This is a genomic window from uncultured Idiomarina sp. (assembly GCF_964010655.1).
Lineage (GTDB): Bacteria > Pseudomonadota > Gammaproteobacteria > Enterobacterales > Alteromonadaceae > Idiomarina > Idiomarina baltica.
Map to the genome: position 1 here is coordinate 27,584 of NZ_CAXGLS010000014.1, position 21,701 is coordinate 49,284.

Sequence of the window (21,701 nt, forward strand, 5' to 3'; positions counted from 1 at the left end):
TGCATTTGGCATAGGATTCAAATTTAATATATGATTTTTTCATATTAAACGGCAGCAAATAAGGTCTGCTTATATGAAGTTACAGCAATTACGTTATATTGTCGAAGTTCTCAATCACAATCTGAATGTCTCATCGACGGCGGAAAGTCTGTTTACCTCACAGCCAGGTATCAGTAAGCAAGTAAGAATGCTTGAGGATGAATTAGGCGTACAGATTTTTGGCCGCACCGGTAAACACCTGACCCATGTGACGCCCGCAGGTCAAGAGGTGATACATATTGCTCAGCAGGTGCTCGAGCAAGTGCAGGCAATCAAAGCGGTGGCCGCTGAACATACGCAACCTGATTGCGGTAAATTAAATATTGCGACGACGCATACCCAAGCCCGGTATGCACTGCCTAAGGTTATTAAGCGGTTTATTGAGCAATATCCGAAAGTATCATTGCATATGCACCAAGGCTCACCTACTCAAATCAGTGAAGCAGCGGCTAAAGGAAAAGCCGATTTTGCCATCGCAACCGAAGCACTGCATCTCTATCAAGATTTGATCATGTTGCCTTGTTATCATTGGAATCGCTCCATCATCGTGCCCAAAGACCACCCGCTGGTTCAGATTGATAAGTTGTCAATTCAAGATATTGCGCAGCATCCTATCGTGACTTACGTGCATGGGTTTACTGGCCGTTCAGAGCTTGATAAAGCATTTAATGCGGCAGGAGAAGAGCCACAGATTGTTTTCACTGCCACAGATGCTGATGTGATAAAAACGTACGTACGCATGGGAATCGGTATTGGTGTGGTGGCGACTATGGCGTATGACGCTGAAGAAGATACTGATCTCGTCGCGTTACCAGCAGCTCATTTATTTGAGCCGAGCACAACCAAGATTGGGTTCCGCCGAGGATCGTTTTTGCGGACTTATATGTTTGACTTTATTGAGAACTTTGCGCCGCATTTGACCAAATCAAGGGTTGAGGAAGCAATGCAGTTACGCAGTCATGAGGAAATTGAGAAGTTATTTTCGGATATCGAGTTACCGACCTTATAAGCCGGTAACTCGATAGCCAGCGCGGTTAGCATTCGATGATGTTAACCGCTAAGCCACCACGAGCAGTTTCTTTATACTTCGTTTTCATGTCGTTGCCCGTTTCCCACATCGTCTTGATGACTTTATCGAGCGAGACCTTGTGATCACCGGTACCGCGCATTGCAAGACGAGCAGCATTGATTGCTTTAATCGCGCCCATCGCATTGCGTTCGATGCACGGCACTTGCACTAAACCTCCAACAGGGTCACAGGTCAGTCCTAAATTATGCTCCATGCCAATTTCCGCAGCATTTTCGACGGTTAGGGCAGAGCCCCCCATGTATTCTGCAAGACCTGCGGCAGCCATTGAACAGGCGACTCCGACTTCACCTTGGCAGCCGACTTCGGCACCCGAGATCGAGGCGTTTTTCTTGTATAAAATGCCAATCGCAGCTGATGTCAACAAAAATCGAACGACAGAATCTTCATCTAGGGTTTCGATGAACTTATCGGCGTAGCTCATTACGGCGGGCACAATACCAGCCGCGCCATTGGTGGGTGCAGTTACGATACGGCCACCAGCAGCATTCTCCTCATTCACAGCCAAAGCAAATAAGTCGACCCAATCCATAAACTGCATAGGTTCGGTCGATTTTTCCTTTTTCAAACGTTGGTATAGGCAGGAAGCCCGTCGTCTGACCTTCAACCCACCGGGAAGAATACCTTCAGTGTTGATACCGTTTTCGATGCTTTGTTGCATGGTACGCCAGATCTTCATCAGGCCTGAGCGGATTTCGTCTTCGGTTCTAAAGACTTTTTCATTGGCCATCATTAGAGAGCTGATGCGCATACCGGTATCTTTAGTATGTTGAAGTAATTCAGCCGCAGTGTCGAACGGGTAGGGGATTGGCTTATCCGACTGCTCAATCGCCTCTTCAAGCGTCTCGTCAAAGTCTTCGTCACGTACGATGAACCCGCCACCGATCGAGTAGTAAAGATCTTTGTAAATAACCTCACCTTGTTTGAGGAGTCTGAGCTCCATTGCATTCGCATGCTTAGGCATGGTTTTACGACGATGGAAAACGATGGCGCCTTCTTTTGGAAAGTCGACTTCTTTCTCTTTCAGTAGCACCAGCTTTTCCGTATCTCGGGTCTGCGCGAGAAAGTTTTCGACATTATCGGTATCCACAGTCTCGGGCAGCTCACCTGCTAAGCCTAAGATGACGGCTTTACCTGTACCATGGCCTTTACCGGTTTGGCCTAACGAGCCAAATAGCTCAACTTCAATACCGTCAGCGTCAGCAAGAACGCCTTTTTCCTTGGCTGCTTCTAAAAAATAATAGGCAGCTTTCATCGGCCCTACCGTGTGAGAGCTCGATGGACCGATTCCTATTTTATAGATATCAAAAACACTGATCATACATCTGACCCATTTGGTTAATTCGAGAAATTATACCTATTGTCGCATGCTTGCCACCCGGTATGGCAAGTAAAATTGCGGAATAATATAGATTTCGCGAGTATAGCGTAACTACTTTGGTTAATCGCTAATTGAGTGGACTTACCTGTTGTTTCAGTTCAGGTTGCAAGTGCTCGGCGAGTTCACGAAGAATGCCCGCAGTGGCGCCCCATATATTGCGATGTTGCCATGGAATAAAGTAAATACGGTCGTAGATAAACTTCCGAATACGATAAGCATAATGATTATAGGGATCGAGGATGTCGGCAAGTGGGACTTCAAAAATTTCGGCCACTTCACTGGGTTGCCGCTTGAGCTCGTGGTGGATGCGAGCAAACCCGATGAAAGGACGAATATTGTAATAACTCAGTACCGGATAATCTTGTAAACGACCAATAACTTCGATGTCACTCCGATTTAAACCAATTTCCTCTTCAGTTTCGCGTAGTGCCGTTTCGAGTAAGTTACGATCCGACTGATCGAAACGTCCACCGGGAAAACTAATCTGGCCGGCGTGTTTACGTAACGTTTTGGCACGCTGCGTGAGTAGCAACGATAAGCCATGAGGTCGTTCAACTAATACAATCATCACAGCAGCAGGACGTAGCTTTTGCTTCAGCACGTTATCTACTCGACGCTCGATCTTAGGGGACGGTTGTAAGTTGAAGCGACGCAAGAATTCGGCGCGCGTTTTAATCATCGGTCGTCTCCAACGTTGGCAAAATGCGCGCAACTTTATCAAATGTTTCTTGGTACTCTTCCTCTCCCTTCGAATCGTACACGAGCCCGCCGCCCGCCCAGCAATGTATGATCCCGCGTTCAGCAACTAAGGTCCGAATGGTAATACTGCTATCGCTGTTACCGTTTACTGATACGAATCCAATGGAGCCGCAATACGCATTTCGACGATTAGGTTCAAGCTCTTCGATGATCTCCATTGCGCGAACCTTGGGTGCGCCGGTGATCGAGCCCCCTGGAAAAGCGCCGCCCCATAAATGGAAGGTGTCGCTGTGCGGATTTAACTGACCGACCACGGTAGAGACTAGGTGATGGACGGCAGGAAAGCTCTCGACGGCAAACAACTTTGGCACATCGACTGAATGAGGTTGGCAATGTTTACTCAGATCATTTCGCAGTAGGTCGACGATCATCAGATTTTCAGCACGATCTTTTTCAGCGTTAATCAGCGCTAAGCGATTGGCTTCATCTTGCTCTGCTAAATGACTCCGGGGACGCGTACCTTTGATGGGCTTAGTCTCGACTTGACCTTGTGCTGAAACAGAAATAAATCGCTCAGGCGACACACTCAGTAAACAGCTTGTCGGTAAGCGCATGAATGCACTGAATGGTGCGCGGTTGCTTGCTCTCAATTTAAGGTAGGCGAGCCACTCCGCACCTTGGTAATGAGCGCTGAAGCGTTGTGCGAGATTAATCTGATAACAGTCTCCGGCCGCAAGATAGTTTTTCACTGCATTAAACCGGCTCAGGTAATCGTCGGCAGACATATTGCTTTGCCATTCGCTGGTCAGCTTAAATGGCTTAGTTGAGCACGCTGACTGCTCTAACCATTGCGATTGGCGTTCATTAAAGGTGTTTGCAGGGGCTAGAAGAAACACGCGTTTTTCCAGCTTATCGATGATTAGGGCATTGAGATAAATACCAAATACAGCATCGTTAGTCTCATATTCATCTGGATTAACGTCAGGCAGCCTTTCTAATTGACGGCCAAGGTCGTAACCCATCAAACCAGCAAGACCTCCGCAAAAGGGGAGTCTATCGGCGTCGCCATCAAGTTGTATTTGCCTACCCAACTGTTCATGAATTTGACTGGCGGCAGAAATAAAGTTGTCTGCTGAGCAGCTCAGCTCCAAAGGGCTCTGCTCAGATGTTCGAGTTAACGTTGTAGCCTGACCTCGTGCTGTTAAGACGTACTCGGGTTGCTTGAGGAGAATATGATAACGACTATTGGGATGGTCAAAAGCAGCGGAATCTAGCCAAAGACTATACTCCTGGTGCTGTATCGAAGCAAAACGTTGTTGTACCCAAAGGTCCCAGTCCTCTGCTCGAGAAGATTGGCTTGGGACCCGATGATCAATTAGTTCACGAAGTGTCAGTTGCACAGTGTCGTTTACCCCAAAAGTTTACGGCTTATCGTCGTTTTAGACGCAGTATACCATAGGCATTAACCCAATCATCTCTAGTCATGGCGATTTGAAAACGCTATTATGAACGGCACTATTCTGCCGTGTAAATGCCTGTTTGCGGCGGTATTAATATCATAGCTAAGCTGAGGTGCAGTGAATGGCCATCATTCGTCAAAGTGATTTTATCGACAGTATTGCAGACTCATTGCAGTACATTTCCTATTACCATCCTATCGACTTTATTCAAGCGCTTGATGAAGCGTATCAGCGTGAGAAGAGTGAGGCGGCGAAAAACGCCATCGCGCAAGTGCTGACGAACTCGCGCATGTCTGCGCAAGGGCACCGCCCGATTTGCCAAGATACCGGTATCGTGACGTGTTTTGTCAAAGTCGGAATGGGTGTTCAATGGGATAAGACCGATTTAACCGTGCAGCAAATGGTTGATGAGGGAACTCGCCGTGCTTACACGAATCCTGAAAACCCGTTACGTGCATCCATCGTTGCCGATCCCGCCGGTACGCGCAAAAATACAGGTGACAACACGCCTGCGGTAGTGCACTTAGATATGGTGCCAGGTGATAAAATCGAAGTGATGATTGCAGCCAAAGGTGGCGGTTCAGAGAATAAGTCGAAAATGGCGATGCTTAATCCGAGCGATTCGATTGCGGATTGGGTTGTTGAAACCTTACCAAAGCTAGGCGCGGGTTGGTGTCCACCGGGGATGCTGGGTATCGGCGTCGGCGGTACCGCGGAGAAATCAGCGGTGCTAGCAAAAGAGTCACTGATGGATCCGGTAGATATCCATGAGCTTATCGAACGTGGTCCACAGAACGCTGAGGAAGAGCTACGTTTAGAGATTTTTAATCGAGTAAACGCATTGGGTATTGGCGCACAGGGTTTGGGTGGTGTGACCACGGTATTGGATGTGAAAATCAAATCACTGCCAACTCACGCAGCATCCAAACCTGTCACTTTAATTCCCAACTGTGCTGCCACACGTCATGCGCACTTTACGCTTGATGGCTCGGGTCCTGCGGACTTAACGCCACCAAAATTAGAAGACTGGCCGCAAGTGACGTTCGAACTGGGTGATGATGCGCGCCGTGTGAATTTGGATGAGGTCACTAAGGAAGACATCCAAGAGTGGAAAATGGGGGAGACGGTCTTGTTGTCGGGTAAACTCTTGACCGGACGTGATGCTGCTCATAAGCGCATTAAAGAGATGCTGGCTAATGGCGAAGAACTGCCCGTCGACTTTAACAATCGCTTTATTTACTACGTTGGTCCCGTTGACCCTGTTGGTGAAGAGGTTGTCGGTCCGGCGGGTCCAACGACATCAACTCGAATGGATAAGTTCACCGATATGATGCTCGAAGAGGCCGGTATTATTGGAATGATCGGTAAAGCGGAGCGTGGTCCCGAAGCGGTTGAAAGTATACGCAAGCATAAAGCGGTTTATCTTATGGCTGTCGGTGGTGCTGCATACTTGGTGGCTAAAGCGATCAAGAAAGCGCGTGTTGTAGGCTTTGAAGATTTAGGTATGGAAGCTATCTATGAATTTGAAGTCGAGGATATGCCTGTGACAGTGGCGGTCGATAGTGACGGTCACAATGCGCACGAGCAGGGTCCTGCGATTTGGAAGGTTAAAATTGCAGAGCTTGATGAAAAGCTAGGAGCATAAATCGTGTTGAACGACATGATGACCATGAGCACCACCATTTGGGTGGTGCTTTTGTTTGTAGCCACCTTAACCAGTGTCACATTTGCTGTACTCTGGCGCACCCATGCGAGGCGTGTTGAGTCATTGCAGCAGACGGTGGATAATCAGATAGAGCAACTTGAGCAACTTCGCGAACGCCTACACTATACCGAGTCGCAATGGCAAACCTTAAGAGCGACCGCTGCACAAGAGCGTCGTGCGAGCGAGGATAAGTTACGCACACTCGAAGCGGCTGAGCAACGTATGTCGCAGCAGTTTGAGAACCTCGCGAACCGTATATTCGAACAACGTTCTAATCAAATGCAGCAACAGCATCAGCAAAGTTTACAAGCGACTTTAGCGCCTTTTAAGCAGCAGCTAGAAAGCTTTAAACAGCAGGTGCAACAACAGCATAGCGATGAAACTAAAGAGCGAGCCGCATTACGCAGTGAATTATTGTCGCTCAAAACCTTGAATCAACAAATGGCGCAAGAGGCCGATGCGTTAACGCGAGCTCTAAAAGGTGATAATAAACATCAAGGTAACTGGGGTGAGGTGGTACTTGAACGTATTCTTCAGCAGTCAGGATTAAGGGAAGGTCACGAGTACGATACGCAGTCATCATTGGCTGATGATGACGGCAAACGGTTTCGCCCTGATGTCATCGTTCACTTACCCAATGAGCGCGATGTGGTCATTGACTCAAAGGTCAGTTTATCGGCTTATGAGCGCTATTTTAATAGTGATGATGAAGCGGTACGTAAGAGCGCGCTTAATGAACACGTTCAGTCCCTAAGACAGCATATTAAGCAATTGGGCAAAAAAAATTATCAGCAGCTACAAGGTATCAAAACGCTCGATTATGTATTGCTATTCGTGCCGATTGAGCCAGCATTTTTGCTTGCCGTGGACAAAGATCCTGAATTAATTAAGCTGGCGCTTGATGAACAAATTATGTTGGTGAGTCCAACTAATTTACTCGTTGCTTTACGTACTATTCACAATATCTGGCAGTACGAACACCAAAACCAAAACGCTCAGCATATCGCTGCGGAGGCTGGTAAGCTATACGATAAATTCGTTGGCTTTGTTGAGGATTTAGACAAGATAGGAGCAGGAATTCAAACCCTTGAACAACGCTATCAAGATGCGATGAAAAAGCTCAGTCAAGGGCGTGGCAACCTACTCACTCGGGTTGAAAAGTTTCGTACGATGGGGGTGCAAACAAGCAAACAACTCAGTGCAACGACGCTGCACAAATCCGTTGAAAGTGAGGCGGACGGGGATGATTAATACTGACCTGCCCACAAATCCATAATTGGCGCTGCAAAACGACGGGCATTAAGACGTGTTGTAAGCCATTTAATTGCAAGCGCAAACATATTCCATGAGGAGTTGAGCTGTTTTTAAGCAACTCAATAGCGCATTTGAAACGCTGTTGGTCAGTGACCTCGAATTGACGTAGCCATTTTTTTTGCGCATCGGCAATTTTCGCCCGACTTTTACGCGTTGATAGTGAGGACAGTGATGTGCTTATTAGCATGATATTGTTTTCGGGCAGGTACAGATATGCATATAAAGTGTTGCTGTTCATAGATTGCGACTCCGTAATAACGTGTTAGCTATTTTGGCGAAGCCGCAATCTGCAAAACAGACGCAAAACGTGCTATCACACGTCTGAATTTAACGCTTTAACCCGGTAGTGATCGACCCACATGGACGTCGCTCCAGCAATTGCGACAGGCATGATGATCAAGTTGATAAACGGCAACATGGTAATGATTGTGATCGCCATGCCAAAGCTCAGAGAACGGAACTTTTGTGCACGCAACTCAAAGCGCATGCGACCAAAATCGAGCTTATGATTGTCAAACGCATAATCCATATACTGAATTGCAAGCATCCAGCATACCCATAAAAACCAGATGACCTGACCGATGACCGGTACAAACAGTGAGAGTAAAAAGAATCCAATGGCGCGTGGCAGATAGTAGGCGAGTTTTTGGAACTCACGACCAACCGTGCGTGGAATATCCTTAACTAATCCCATCACGCCATCGTCCCCTAATGGCTGACCGGACTCATATTGTTCAACCTTTTCGGCGAGTAGGCCATTAAAAGGCGCGGCGATGATATTCGTAATAGCGGTAAAAATAAACGCAAATAAGCCCAGTATAAAAAGAACAGTCAGTGGCCAAATAAGATACTCTAGCCACTGGAAGTAGCTTGGGAGCCACGCCATTAACTGATCAATCCAATCACTGGTGCGACTCATGAGCCAACTAAACGCGGCCGCAAATAACACGAAGTTAATCAAGATTGGACCCAGCACGAAGCGTTTAAGACCTTTGGTGGTCATTAATTGAAACCCACGAAGCAAATAGGCGAAGCCCGAATCGCTGAACACTGCTTTTTGCATTGAGTAACCTTTGTTGAGTTGATGTATAGTTATAGGATAATGCTAAAACGCCTGTTTTGCAGTGGCTAAATTGTTACAAAACTCAAATGAATCTGCTAGAGTTTCTAGCTCATCTTTAAACGAACTCGCGCGATGGATATAACGATAACAAGATGCGCCTGAAACATATAAAACTGGCTGGATTTAAATCGTTTGTCGATGCCACCAAAGTCCCTTTTCCCGATCAAATGACGTGTGTTGTCGGCCCCAATGGCTGCGGCAAATCAAACGTGATTGATGCGGTGCGTTGGGTCCTGGGCGAGAGCTCCGCTAAAAACTTGCGCGGTGATGCGATGACCGACGTGATTTTTAACGGTTCGCAAGCGCGGAAGCCTGTCTCTCAAGCGAGTGTTGAGCTGGTCTTCGATAATACCAGTGGTCGCATTCAAGGCGAGTTCGCTTCCTATAATGAGATTTCGGTAAAGCGACAAGTGACGCGTGATGGTCAGTCAAATTACTTCCTGAACAACAGCAAATGTCGGCGACGAGATATCACGGATTTATTTCTTGGTACCGGCTTGGGTCCACGCAGTTATGCGATTATTGAACAGGGCATGATCTCTCGACTCATCGAGTCGAAACCGCAAGAGCTTCGTATCTTTATCGAGGAAGCGGCAGGTATTTCAAAATACAAAGAGCGCCGTAAGGAAACCGAAAATCGCATGTTACACACTCGAGAAAATCTCGAGCGGATCAGCGATGTGCGCGAAGAACTCGGTCAGCAATTGCAAAAATTGCAACGTCAAGCCGCCGCCGCGCAGCGCTATAAAGAACTTAAAGCACAAGAGCGCGATTTACGAGCACTGCTTTTAAGTAGTCGCTGGTGGCAGTTAAACGAAAAGCAAAACCAATTGCGAGAGCAACGCAGCCATTATCGTTTGGAGCTCGATCGCTGGCAAACCGAGCAAACGGGCGATGAAAAAGGCGTCATTTCGCTACGTGAACACGCTGAGGAGCTTAAACAGCGAGTCGAACAGGCACAACAGGCAGTGTATGAATGTAATCATCAGATCATGCGCATTGAACAGGCGATGCAGCATCAACGCCAACTTGAACAGCAGCGGGAAGCACGTGTTGCGCAGTTAAAGCAAGAACGTGAACAATTGACCGAACATGATGCAGAAGACAGCCAAAGTGCCGAACGCTTGGCGCAGAAAATCGCGGAGCTTGAGCCCGGCTTAGAGCAACTTGAAGCGCAATTGGAAATGGCTACAACACGCCACGACGAAGCCCGTGAGCAACTTCAGCGCGTCGAACATGATGAAGAACAAACGCGACGTCAAATGCGTGAGGTTGAGCAGCAAAGACAGCGCAATGAATTGGCTTTGCAACAATCTGAACACACCAAAAGCCACAGTCGTGAAGCTTTAACAGACCTTGACGAACAACGCGTGCAAGTGACTCAACAAATACAAGCCATTGGTATTGCGGAACAGCAAGAAAAATTAGCCGATATCCGTACGCAACTGAATCAGAGTGAGTCAGACTTAGCGACCGCGACGCAATCTTATGAAGCTGCACAACACGCTTTGCAAGCGCACCGAGAACAATTACAAGGCTTGCAGCGCGAACAGCACAGTCAGCAAACGCGTGCTGAACTGTTACGAGAGTGGCTTGCAGGCGAGGATGGCAGCGTCAATGAGTATGTCCGACAATGGGCGCAGGATAACGACTTGCGCAGCATGCCGGAAATGCTCGATGTTGAACCGGCGTGGCGAGATGCGGTGGAGGTCTGGTTGTCGCCGTGGCTCAATAGTTACTGGAGCGAAGATAACGCATTGACTGATTCGCTCCCGAAGGGAGCCATGCTATCAAGCCCTGACCAACCTATGATCTTGCCGCAAGGCGTAACGGGATTGGCTGATGTGGTATCAGGCTCTGTGGGTGATTGGCCGTTAATTCAACGTTGCTTAATCGCTGAAACAGTAGACGATGGACAACGTTTATTACGGCAGTGTCCGGAAGCCATCGCGGCATTGACCAAGGCAGGGGATGTTATATTGCCCGGGTTGGTGCATCGCGCGGGAGAGGATAACAAGCAGGGGTTATTGCACAAGCAAGCTGAGCTGGCGCAATTAGAGCAAAACCAGCACGCGATTGAAACAAAGATAAACCAAACAGCTGAAGCGTGCGATCGTTTAGCGAAGCAACTAGATGAAGCTAAAAAGGCTCAACACCGAGTCGAGCAAGCTCACAATACACTGCGAGAGGAGTGGGTCCGTGCGCAGCAGCAATTAGAGAATGCGCAGCAACAACATCAGCGATTTGAAAGCACCTTGTCACAGCTTGCCGAAAAAGAGGCGCAAATTAAGTCTAAATTAGAGAGTGCGGAGCAGCAGGCGGCAGTGTGTGAATCCACCGCGGACGAGCTAGAGCAGCGGTTTGAACAGCTACAAATTGAACTCAATCAATCTCAACGCGAAAGTGTCGAACAACATCAGCGCGAGTGCGAACAACAAGCACAGAGTGTTCGCACACAACTCGACCAACACCGTTTACAGCTGACGAGTACACAAGAACAACACGCTCAGCTTCAACGTATGTCCGAACGACAAAGTCAACGTTTGCAGGCGATTGATCTTGAGTTGAATGAATTAGCGGCACAGAAGGGTGAAAGCGAAGAGCCACAGCAGGCACGACTCGAAGACCTGTTAGCACAGCGCGAGGAACGCAGTGAAGCGTTGCAACAAGCGCGCGATGCGCTCGCGCAGGTGGAATTAGACATTCATGAGCTCAGTCAAGGCCGTTCTCAATTGCAGCTTAAAATCGATCGCACTCAGCAGGCACTGCAAGGTCTCGATATTGAGTACGCTAAACTGGATGAACGGACACAAGGTGTACTTGAGCAACTCTCGCAAACTCAAAAAACACTCAAGGATATCTTGCCACGTTTGCATGAAGCGGTGGATGAAGGGGCGACCATGAGCCAGCTTGAGCAAACGTATTCGCAGCAACTTGAACGTACTACACAACAAGTCGGTCGGTTAGGTGCTATTAATTTGGCGGCAATTGAAGAAGCCGAAACGCAAAAACAACGTAAAGATTACCTCGACGAACAATATGATGATTTATCGTCCGCACTAGAAACACTTGAGGCAGCCATACAAAAAATTGACCGTGAGACACGACAACGATTTAAAGCGACATTTGATGCGGTAAACGGTGATTTACAAGCATTGTTCCCGAAAGTATTTGGTGGCGGCTCGGCATCCCTCGAGCTTACAGATAGTGATTTGCTTGAAACCGGTGTAACTATCATGGCGCAACCGCCAGGGAAAAAGAATAGTACGATCCATTTACTCAGCGGTGGAGAAAAAGCGTTGACCGCTTTATCATTAGTCTTTGCTATTTTTAGACTCAATCCGGCGCCGTTTTGTCTTCTTGATGAGGTAGACGCACCGCTTGATGATGCCAACGTCGGCCGATTTTGCCGTTTAGTAAAAGAAATGTCTGAAACAGTACAGTTTATCTATATCAGTCATAATAAAGTGGCTATGGAAATGGCAACACACTTGGCTGGAGTGACGATGCAGGAAGCCGGCGTATCACGACTCGTCGCTGTCGATATTGAACAAGCTGTGGCAATGACCGAAGCATAATAATAAAGGAAGTATGAGATGAGCAATTTACAGATAACACTCAGTATTATTGGAGTATTGCTGATTGCTGGCATTATTGCCCATGGCTTGTGGACGATGCGGCGCAACAATAGTATTTATAAACAAGCGCAGAGCGAAGTCGCTGAAAAGCGTCACCAACAGCAATCCGATGATGACTTTGATGCGGACGGTATTGGTGCGGTAAAAACGATTAAAGCAACACGTGATGAACCCAATACAACGTCAAACGAAGCTACACAAATGTCGATGGATCTTGATTTAGAGACGGACGACGAGGAAACACCATTACCATCGATGCGGGTCGATAAAGATGAAGAGCCTGCACCGGTTGAAGAAGCTGAAACTGAAACCGAACCTACAGAGGATGAAAACCTGGATGAGCCTGAGCTAGAAACAGAACGTCAACCAGCGTTCGAAGCGGCACCTGAAGCTACTTCTGCAACGAAAGCCGAAGAAAAACCTCAACCGCCGCAGGATGTCATCTCGTTGTTTGTAAAAGGTAACGTGCAAGGTGCGCTATTATTGCAAATGATGACCGAGTTAGGCTGTAAATTTGGTGAAATGGGAATTTTCCATCGCTACGAAAATACTAACGGTACTGGAACCTTGATCTTCTCTGTGGCCAATATGTTTAATCCAGGTACCTTTGATCTTGATAACATAGAACAATTTGAAACCGATGGTGTTGCATTGTTTATGACGTTACCTATCAATTACGATGGGCAGCAAGCCTTCAACATGATGCTCAATGCAGCGAAGAAACTGGCGACTGAAATTCCACAGGGGCAAGTACTCGATGGTTCTCGTCAACTGCTAACGCGTCAATCGATTCAGCAAGCCCATCAAAAAGTGCGCCAATACGAATCCACGTCTTAAAGAGATATACACAACGATATGAGCCGTTCATCGACTGTAGAAAAACGCATGCGTGAGCTAGAGCAACAGCTAACACGCTACAATAAAGAGTATTATGAGCTAGATGAGCCGACGATACCGGATAGCGAATACGACAAATTATTTCGCGAACTGCAAACACTTGAAGCCAATAATCCGGAGTTAAAAAGTCAGCAGTCGCCGACTGAAAAAGTAGGTAGTAAGCCACTTGATGCGTTCACTTCTGTCACTCATGAGCTGCCGATGTTGTCGTTAGACAATGCGTTTTCTAGCGAGGAGTTTTCTGCGTTCGCTGAGCGAATTCAGCAGCGGGTGGATAGTTCGGTGGCTTGGGCGTTCTGCTGCGAGCCTAAACTTGATGGTTTGGCTGTCAGTATTTTATACGAAAACGGACAGTTGGTGAGAGCTGCGACTCGTGGTGACGGCTATTCGGGTGAAGATATAACAGCCAATGTTAAGACGATAAAGAACGTACCCCTGCAGTTAAGTGATGATGCGCCCGAACGTTTAGAAGTGCGAGGGGAAGTATTCATGATGACGGACGCATTTGAACGCTTTAATGACAATGCTCGAAAGCGCGATGAGAAAGTATTTGCCAACCCTCGGAATGCCGCAGCAGGGAGTCTGCGTCAGCTCGACTCTCGAATTACGGCAAAACGACCACTGCACTTCTACGCATACAGCTTGGGCGTGGTAAGCGAACAAGATCAAGAACAGTTGGCTGACTCGCACTATGAACGTTTGCAGCAGTTAAGTGCTTGGGGTCTACCGATTAACGATGAAGTAAAACGAGTTGAATCGGTTGAGGCGTGCGAGACATACTATCAAGCCATGTTCGAGAAGCGCGACAGACTGCGTTACGAAATTGACGGTATTGTCTATAAGGTTGATTCGATTCGTATGCAAAATGAGCTGGGCTTTGTTGCGCGTGCGCCACGCTGGGCGATTGCGCGTAAATTTCCTGCGCAAGAGCAACTAACGCGTATTACTGGCGTTGATTTTCAGGTGGGTCGCACCGGGGCAATTACCCCAGTGGCTCGTTTAGAGCCCGTTTCAGTCGGCGGTGTAACTGTATCAAACGCGACTTTGCACAACGCTGACGAGGTTGCTCGCTTGGGCGTCATGATTGGTGACACTGTGAGTATTCGCCGGGCGGGAGATGTCATTCCTCAGGTTGTCAGCGTATTAGAAAGCGAGCGTCCTGAAGATGCCCAAGCGATTGAGTTTCCAAGTCATTGTCCGGTCTGTGATTCTGAGGTAGAACGCATTGAGGGAGAAGCGGTTGCGCGATGCAGTGGTGGACTCATTTGCGCCGCCCAACGAAAAGAGGCGATAAAGCACTTTGCTTCGCGCAAAGCGATGGACGTCGACGGGCTTGGAGATAAATTAGTTGAGCAGTTGGTCGACAAAGATTGGGTCAAATCGCCTGCAGATCTATACGAACTAAAAGCACCTGTCGTCGCTTCTTTGCCTCGCATGGGGATGAAGTCCGCCCAAAATCTAGTGGATGCGATAGCCAAGACGCGCGAAACGACTTTACCGCGCTTTATTTATGCGTTGGGAATCCGCGAAGTAGGGGAGGCTACCGCAAATAACTTGGCTCGTCATTTTGGTACATTTGAGGACGTACAAAAGGCAGACCTCGAGGCGCTGCAAGAGGTCGATGATGTGGGTCAAGTGGTTGCGAAACATATTATTGCTTTCTTCCGTGAGCCTCATAATCAGGAGGTTGTGGCTAAGTTACGTGAGTGGATTAGTTTTCCGGAGGGTAAAGCGGTTGGGCCTAAGAGTGATGAACTTGCTGGGCAGACCTTTGTACTGACCGGCACATTAACCGAAATGACCCGTGATGAGGCTAAAAAGGCATTGGAAGCGTTAGGCGCGAAAGTCAGCGGTTCTGTTTCGAAAAAAACATCTGCTGTTTTTGCAGGTGATAATGCGGGTTCGAAGTTAGCAAAAGCTGAAAGTTTAGGCGTTCCGGTGAAAACAGAACGCGATTTGATTAATCTAATTAACGGAAACAAATAACCCCGAGCGTGTGTTTGCGGAGAATTAACCGCTTCTCCGCAAACGTAAATCTTTGATTAAGCCACTGCCATTAATATCGCTGATACCATTGTGATCAAATTCAAATCTCAAATTAGGATGCGTCGTGTCGATTAAATAGCTACGATCGTCTATTTCAATGACGATATGTCGATAGGGCTTATCTGGTTCAAACTCACCGCGCGTATAAACACTGACCTGGTGACTACCGATCGACAGGTCGAATGATGTGAAAAAGCCATTAGCGAATTCCGCGACGTAAATTAAGCCCTCATCATTAATAATTACATTAAGAATATAATTGGGCGGTACGGAATCGGTTCGTATTTGAGATTGGCCGGCTTTAAATATGTGGGTATCAAAGTGTTTGGTATAAGAAAAACCAAAGTTAATCGCTTCCTTGCGGCCCGAAGGATAGGTCAGCTCACCTTTTCCTTCTACGCGCCAGTCTGCTGCAACCGCATTATGAGGCACTGCTGCGAAGAGCAGTGTGGGTATAAGTAATAGCTGGAGCAAGTAGCGCATCATCAATACTAGACCTTTAAGAATTTATTAAAGGTCTAGTATTGAACGATTTTAAAACGTGATCAAGTGGTCAAATTGACTGCTATGAGTGTGAATATTTACTCAATACGCAGCATGTCACGAATTGACGTTGACAACATCAACCTTAAGCGTGAGATGTTGTCCAGGCTGCAAGTACCGGTTACGGCTTATATTATTCCATTGCTCAATTTGAGAAATAGTAACATTAAAGCGATTAGCGATGCGTGCTAACGAGTCGCCGCTACGCACCTGATATACGATGGTGCGTAAGATACCCGTCGATTTAGGTGAGCTATCGCCTTTTTGCCAAATGACTAGCTGCTGTCCTGGTCTTAGATAGTCGCCGGGTGCCATCGAGTTCCAACTAGCTAACTCTCTAACGCCAACATTAAACGCGCGAGAAATATCCCACAACGTATCACCAGAGCGAACGTCATAGTTTATCTTTGACTGACCATATTGCTTATCTTGTTTTGCTAAACGGCGCTGATTAGAAGATAAGGTGTACTGCTCAAGGTCTTTTGTCGCAACTGGAATTAACAAGTAATCGCCCGCGCGAATCAAGGCTCCGTTTAAGTCGTTGACACTCTGAATCACATCAACAGAGGTGTTGTACTTTTTAGCTATCGTCAGCAGGCTTTCGCCGGTACGAATTTTATGGCGCTTCCAGCTGAGCCAATCTTTAGGATCGGTTTTCTTAATGGCGCTTTCGAAGATACTCGCATTCGGTTGTGGTAGCAGCAAACGATGAGGTCCATCGGGAGCCGTAGCCCAGCGATTATAAGCTGAATTATAGCGGTGTAGCGTTTCGAGCGGTAATTCAGACATTTCGGCAGCGCGGGCAAGATCGATTTGTCCTGGTACCTCAATAACGTTGAGTTGCGGCTGGTTTTCTATCGGATACCAAACGATACCGTACTTGTCTGTGTTTGCTAAAATATCAGCAAGAGCAAGCAGCTTGGGCACGTAAGCGCGCGTTTCTCGCGGCAAATCTAAGTGCCAAAAATCAGTTGGTTCGCCTTTACGCTTGTTGCGTCGGATCGCAGCTGCTACGCGACCTTCACCCGAGTTATAGGCAGCGAGCGCATGTAACCAATTACCATCAAAGTAATCATGCAGTGCTTCGAGGTAGTCGAGTGCTGCTTTAGTCGCCGCGTAAACATCACGGCGGCCATCATACCACCAATCAATTTTAAGACCGTAATGGCGCGCCGTAGACGGAATAAATTGCCAAACCCCCGATGCACTACCATGACTGTATGCGAAAGGGTCAAATGCACTTTCAACAATCGGTAGTAGGGCAAATTCCATCGGCATCCCGCGCCGATCAATTTCCTCAACGATTAAGTGCAGAAAGGGTTCGGCTCGCTTACCGACGCGTTCAAGATACTCGGGGTGACTGACATACCAATTTCGCTGTGAATTCACTCGAGCATTGTCGGGTACATCCAACGCGAGTTTCATGCGAATTCGTTGCCATAAGTCGTCGATTGGCACAGGTTTAGCGTTTTTGCTCTCATGTTCGGTCGAGCTAGCTTCGACGGGAACCGGTTGTAACTCGTCAAGATTGAGAGCCGTATCGGTCACTGGTTCGTGCGCTTTTTCATTGACGCTGACATCTTCACTTGGATGCAAAATAGACGTCATTTGGCAACCCGACAATGTTAGTAAAGAGGCGCACAGCAACGAGCTCGTTAAAAAGTTATAACGTACATTCATGATTAACTTCTTTAATAATGTTATAATATAACGTGGATATACTACGTGACTACGCGTTATCTTTCCACTCTCTAATGATGCCAAACACGTCTTCTGAGGAACTTAGTGTCTGTTCAGCATAATCACTCGCCGCTTGGCGAACTGCTGACTGGTCAAACCGTAAAAACGGATTAATTGCCAGCTCCAATTGGAGCGTCGATGGCAATGTGATCTGATCGTTTTGACGCATGAGCTTTATTTTTTCTAAGTAACTTTTTAAAACTGCATTGTCGGGTTCGACAAGAGAGGCGAAGGTTAAGTTCGCTTGCGTATACTCATGTGCGCAAAAAACACGCGTCTCGCCTGGTAGGCGACGCAGTTTATCAAGTGACGAAACGAACAACTCGGGGGTGCCCTCAAACATACGGCCGCAGCCGCCAGAGAACAGCGTGTCACCACAAAAAAGTGCTGTGTCACCATAGAAGCTAATATGATCTAGGGTGTGACCCGGCGTGGCTAAAACGTCAAACCGTAAGCCAGCGATCTGAACCGTATCGCCCTCCATTACAGCGTAGTCAATGCCCTTAATAGCGGGATTGTCAGGACCGTAAGATGTCGCTGGGAAGCGCGCTTTGAGTGCTTCAAGCCCACCCGTATGATCATGATGATGGTGTGTAATGAGGTAACCAGCGATGTCCTTTTTATTCGCTTTTAACCATTCAATGACCGGCTTGTCATCACCCGGGTCGACAACGACAACACGATCCTGAGTGGATTCGATTAACCAAATATAATTATCATCAAAGGCTTTAACAGGATGTACTCGCATACTCTGGGTTTCCTCGCTATGATTATGCGTAGACTCTAGCCTAACACAAAGGTCGGCCCTTGTTTATTCAACCCGCGTATCGTCGTACGAAAATGCAGGAACCCGATGACTGGGACCAACTTGCGAACGGACAGATGATTCAGTCCTGTGTACAACAACAACTGGACGACTCTCGCAAGCATTGCCTTAACGGCACGACGGTTACGCTTGGTAACTTGGCTCAACAACTGGATGTCAGTGGCTTTACGCTGGGTCGACCGATACATATCTGTCAAATTCAGAAGCCAGCAGAAAAATGTCATGGGGTTCGCGCGCACTATACTCAGTTGCCGATTAAAAATGAGTCGGTGGACACCTTGGTTTGTCCGTTTGTATTAGATTTTTCGGCCGATCCACACCAAGTATTGAGAGAAGCGCTACGCGTATTAGCGGATGACGGTACTCTGATATTAGCGGGCTTTAACCCGTTGAGCCCTGCTATGTTGAGCGGGCTCTGGCGCAGTCAGCGATGGTCATTCCCGTGGCAAGGACGGTATTTCAGCCAAGCACGCGTTAAAGACTGGCTGTCGTTGCTGGGATTCCGAGTGGAGCGGCAACGCTATTTTATTGGGCATTTTCTTGCAAAGCAGGATGCCGAGTTCGGTGGCTACAGTGAGTGGCTATGTCAACGCTGTTCGTGGTTAAGTGCGGGTTACTGGTTAGTTGTAAAAAAATCATGTTATATAAAACCACAGGTCAACAAATCGAGAAAAGAGCGTTTAAGCTTGACACAAGCGTTACCTGCGGCGAGAGTAAAACAATCTGCAAATTGGCATTTTGAAGAGAGGTAATTATGGTAATTGATGCTAAAAAGCTTTGTCAGACGGCAAAAAACAACGTAAATGAAGTAACCACTGAGCAACTTCAGCACGCATTGCGGGACGGCGCGCGAATTATTGATGTGCGGGAACCGGCTGAATTTACTCAAGGGCATATTCGTGAAGCTATTAATATGCCTCGTGGTGTCCTTGAGATGCAGCTTAATCAGCATCCCGATGTTGCGGGTTATGATGACGCGCTTGATCGTATTGCCGAAAAGCCGTTGTACCTAATCTGTCGTTCAGGCGGACGTTCTGCGCTCGCAGCTGAAAGCTTACAACGGATGGGATTCACGCAAGTGTATAGCGTGGACGGTGGCATGAACGCATGGCAAGAAGAAAAAAGACCCGTTGTTGCGGGTGTCGAATAAGCACCGAGGTTATTCGGTGCTAAAACCCGTATCGACTTGGGTCGGGTTTTGTTCAGCTGCGGCGCGCGCAAGCTCGTCGCAGCGCTCGTTTTGCGGATGCCCTGCGTGACCTTTCACCCACTCCCATGTCACTTTATGAGCAGCAATGGCTTGGTCTAACTGTTGCCACAAGTCGACATTTTTAACGGCTTTTTTATTTGATGTACGCCAACCATTGCGTTTCCAGTTATGAATCCATTGCTCAATGCCTTGCTTTACATATTGACTATCGGTGGTCAGAATGACATCGCAGGCTCTGTTAAGGACTTGAAGGCCCTTAATGCAAGCAAGAAGCTCCATACGGTTGTTGGTCGTGCACTGATAACCGCCACTGAGCTCCTTATGATGTTGACCGTACTCGAGTACGACACCGTAACCACCAGGACCAGGATTGCCCAGGCATGAACCGTCTGTAAAAATATGTACTTTAGCCATGCGACTCACTGTAAAATAAACTGAAACCGCGAGTATATCAGGAATCAAACACTATGCGTCAGATCGTTTTAGACACCGAAACTACAGGCATTAATCCCGATGACGGACATCGTATCATTGAAATCGGGTGTGTTGAGTTAATAGATAGAAAGCCGACGGGAAACCACTTTCACGTTTATATTAATCCGGAGCGCGTGGTTGAGGATGAAGCCATTGCGGTGCATGGTATTACGAACGAATACCTCGCGGATAAGCCCGTTTTTGCACAAGTGGTTGATGCATTTATTGATTTCATCAAAGGTAGCCAGCTTGTAATCCATAATGCGCCGTTCGACGTCGGCCACATGGACGCTGAGTTTAAGCGGCTCGGCAAGATGTACGGCAAGACATACGACTACTGCGATGTACTCGATTCACTTCAATTAGCGCGTGAAAAGCGTCCGGGCCAACGCAATAGTTTGGACGCATTATGCAAAGCTTTTCATGTCGATAATTCTGCTCGTGAATTACATGGCGCTCTGCTCGATGCCGAGATCCTCGCGGATGTCTATTTGGCGATGACGGGCGGGCAAACAGCGTTGAGTTTGCACGGTCAAAATCAAGACAATGAGAACCAAGAACCGGGCGCCATTGCGCATCAAGCAATAAAAAATCGTCCACAGCTAAAGGTTTTACGCGCAACAGCCGATGAAGAGGAACAACATCAACAGCGCTTAGCGATAGTAAAATCTGAAGGTGGTGCGTGCCTGTGGCTCGATTCGTAACAACGGTATTACTGGGACTTTTATTAACTTTTAGTAGCCAACTACTCGCACAGTCGGATCAAGGCAACGCGCAAAACAATAGCGAACCACCGGCTAAGCTTGACGTAATTAATGATCCGATGGCAAACCGCTTGCCCATTGAGGGACAGCGATTTCGAATTGATGACAAAATCAAACAGATTACGTTGCTGTTCTTCCGAGAGCGCGGCAGTGCGCCGCTCATACTAATAAAACCCGATGGCAGTAAATGGTATGAAACACGCCATCCTATCGAACAAGTCACTTGGTATACTAACGAAAACTTCGACATGATCCGCATTAAGGATCCGATGCCTGGACCTTGGCAAGTCGCAGGACGAGTCGACGAGCAAAATGAAGCGGTTATCGTCTCAGATATTAAATTTAAAGCAAAACCGTTACCTTCCCCACTTTATGAAAATGAACAAATAAAGGTCGAGGGCACGCTGTACAACGGGGATGTTCCTGTTGAGACTGCTCGCTTCCATGAGACGGTATTACTTGATGTGTTATTTATTAGCACCAACAATTCGAGCTTCGACAATTTTGGCGTTGCACCTAAGCGTGTGGGTCAGTTTTCAGATGATGGCAAAGGATATGATGAACAAGCGGGAGACGGGGTGTTTACCAGTCGGTTCAAACTAACTATTCCGCCAGGCGAATACATGCCAACGTACGAATTAACCACGCCACTTTATGATCGCTCGTACGAAACTTCTGCTGTAGTGGTTGAGCCAAGTCCAATAACCTTGAGTGTTAAGCAAGCGAATCGAGCTGAGCAGGATCATCAACTAATT

The 21,701-nt window shown here is 47.4% G+C and carries 18 protein-coding genes; 10 read left to right on the top strand and 8 right to left on the bottom strand.

Annotated features, from left to right (window positions below; all coding sequences use genetic code 11):
- Positions 1-73: 73 nt before the first annotated feature.
- The gene (cysB, locus tag ABNS04_RS05460) at positions 74-1,048 is read left to right on the top strand and encodes an HTH-type transcriptional regulator CysB (protein ID WP_006956652.1); all 975 of its coding nucleotides are present in this window, start codon (positions 74-76) and stop codon (positions 1,046-1,048) included.
- 25 nt (positions 1,049-1,073) lie between these two features.
- Here the strand turns inward: cysB and ABNS04_RS05465 are convergent, their stop codons facing one another.
- From ABNS04_RS05465 to pabB, 3 genes are all read right to left on the bottom strand, one after another.
- Positions 1,074-2,447 (bottom strand): L-serine ammonia-lyase, encoded by a 1,374-nt coding sequence (locus ABNS04_RS05465; RefSeq protein WP_071462400.1) that lies wholly within the window; start codon positions 2,445-2,447, stop codon positions 1,074-1,076.
- Positions 2,448-2,574: 127 nt separating this feature from the next.
- Positions 2,575-3,186 (bottom strand): CoA pyrophosphatase, encoded by a 612-nt coding sequence (locus tag ABNS04_RS05470; RefSeq protein ID WP_272977367.1) that lies wholly within the window; start codon positions 3,184-3,186, stop codon positions 2,575-2,577.
- Positions 3,179-4,606 carry an aminodeoxychorismate synthase component I gene (gene pabB / locus ABNS04_RS05475; RefSeq protein ID WP_348671217.1) on the bottom strand — a complete coding sequence of 476 codons (1,428 nt, stop codon included), beginning with the start codon at positions 4,604-4,606 and terminating at the stop codon, positions 3,179-3,181. Before pabB ends, ABNS04_RS05470 begins: the two co-directional genes overlap by 8 nt.
- A gap of 181 nt (positions 4,607-4,787) precedes the next feature.
- Between pabB and ABNS04_RS05480 the strand changes: the two genes are divergently transcribed.
- Together ABNS04_RS05480 and rmuC are read left to right on the top strand one after the other, a co-directional pair.
- Positions 4,788-6,311 carry a fumarate hydratase gene (locus tag ABNS04_RS05480; RefSeq protein WP_272977402.1) on the top strand — a complete coding sequence of 508 codons (1,524 nt, stop codon included), beginning with the start codon at positions 4,788-4,790 and terminating at the stop codon, positions 6,309-6,311.
- 15 nt (positions 6,312-6,326) lie between these two features.
- A complete protein-coding gene (rmuC, locus tag ABNS04_RS05485) occupies positions 6,327-7,622 on the top strand; it encodes a DNA recombination protein RmuC (RefSeq protein WP_040488161.1) in 1,296 nt (431 codons plus the stop codon).
- Between the two features lie 376 nt (positions 7,623-7,998).
- Here rmuC and cysZ read toward each other — a convergent pair whose 3' ends face one another.
- Positions 7,999-8,748 (bottom strand): sulfate transporter CysZ, encoded by a 750-nt coding sequence (gene cysZ / locus ABNS04_RS05490; protein WP_006956662.1) that lies wholly within the window; start codon positions 8,746-8,748, stop codon positions 7,999-8,001.
- Positions 8,749-8,900: 152 nt separating this feature from the next.
- Between cysZ and smc the strand changes: the two genes are divergently transcribed.
- From smc to ligA, 3 genes are read left to right on the top strand one after another with little or no spacing between them, the layout of a single operon-like run.
- Complete coding sequence (gene smc, locus ABNS04_RS05495; RefSeq protein ID WP_272977910.1) at positions 8,901-12,386, top strand: chromosome segregation protein SMC; 3,486 nt, start codon at positions 8,901-8,903, stop codon at positions 12,384-12,386.
- 18 nt (positions 12,387-12,404) lie between these two features.
- Complete coding sequence (gene zipA, locus ABNS04_RS05500; protein WP_006956665.1) at positions 12,405-13,283, top strand: cell division protein ZipA; 879 nt, start codon at positions 12,405-12,407, stop codon at positions 13,281-13,283.
- 18 nt (positions 13,284-13,301) lie between these two features.
- Entirely contained in the window at positions 13,302-15,329 is a 2,028-nt protein-coding gene (ligA, locus tag ABNS04_RS05505; RefSeq protein ID WP_348671218.1) for an NAD-dependent DNA ligase LigA, read from the top strand.
- Between the two features lie 24 nt (positions 15,330-15,353).
- Here ligA and ABNS04_RS05510 read toward each other — a convergent pair whose 3' ends face one another.
- The 3 genes from ABNS04_RS05510 to gloB form a co-directional block, all read right to left on the bottom strand.
- Positions 15,354-15,875 carry a hypothetical protein gene (locus tag ABNS04_RS05510; RefSeq protein WP_348671219.1) on the bottom strand — a complete coding sequence of 174 codons (522 nt, stop codon included), beginning with the start codon at positions 15,873-15,875 and terminating at the stop codon, positions 15,354-15,356.
- A gap of 114 nt (positions 15,876-15,989) precedes the next feature.
- Positions 15,990-17,612 (bottom strand): LysM peptidoglycan-binding domain-containing protein, encoded by a 1,623-nt coding sequence (locus tag ABNS04_RS05515; protein ID WP_006956692.1) that lies wholly within the window; start codon positions 17,610-17,612, stop codon positions 15,990-15,992.
- A 49-nt stretch (positions 17,613-17,661) separates the two neighbouring features.
- Positions 17,662-18,420, bottom strand: coding sequence for a hydroxyacylglutathione hydrolase (gloB, locus tag ABNS04_RS05520; RefSeq protein ID WP_006956690.1), 759 nt, complete (start codon positions 18,418-18,420; stop codon positions 17,662-17,664).
- 59 nt (positions 18,421-18,479) lie between these two features.
- On the opposite strand from gloB, the gene ABNS04_RS05525 reads away from it, so the two are divergent.
- The gene (locus ABNS04_RS05525) at positions 18,480-19,250 is read left to right on the top strand and encodes a methyltransferase domain-containing protein (protein ID WP_272977907.1); all 771 of its coding nucleotides are present in this window, start codon (positions 18,480-18,482) and stop codon (positions 19,248-19,250) included.
- Between the two features lie 2 nt (positions 19,251-19,252).
- The gene (locus tag ABNS04_RS05530; RefSeq protein WP_006956686.1) at positions 19,253-19,648 is read left to right on the top strand and encodes a rhodanese-like domain-containing protein; all 396 of its coding nucleotides are present in this window, start codon (positions 19,253-19,255) and stop codon (positions 19,646-19,648) included.
- Between the two features lie 9 nt (positions 19,649-19,657).
- On the opposite strand, the gene rnhA is transcribed toward ABNS04_RS05530, so the two are convergent.
- Complete coding sequence (gene rnhA / locus ABNS04_RS05535; RefSeq protein ID WP_006956683.1) at positions 19,658-20,122, bottom strand: ribonuclease HI; 465 nt, start codon at positions 20,120-20,122, stop codon at positions 19,658-19,660.
- A 53-nt stretch (positions 20,123-20,175) separates the two neighbouring features.
- Between rnhA and dnaQ the strand changes: the two genes are divergently transcribed.
- Both dnaQ and ABNS04_RS05545 read left to right on the top strand, forming a co-directional pair.
- Positions 20,176-20,886, top strand: a complete 711-nt coding sequence (gene dnaQ / locus ABNS04_RS05540; protein WP_006956682.1) for a DNA polymerase III subunit epsilon — start codon at positions 20,176-20,178, stop codon at positions 20,884-20,886.
- A partial coding sequence (locus ABNS04_RS05545; protein ID WP_348671220.1) for a TIGR03503 family protein occupies positions 20,871-21,701 on the top strand: 831 nt, incomplete at its 3' end. The genes dnaQ and ABNS04_RS05545, both read left to right, overlap by 16 nt.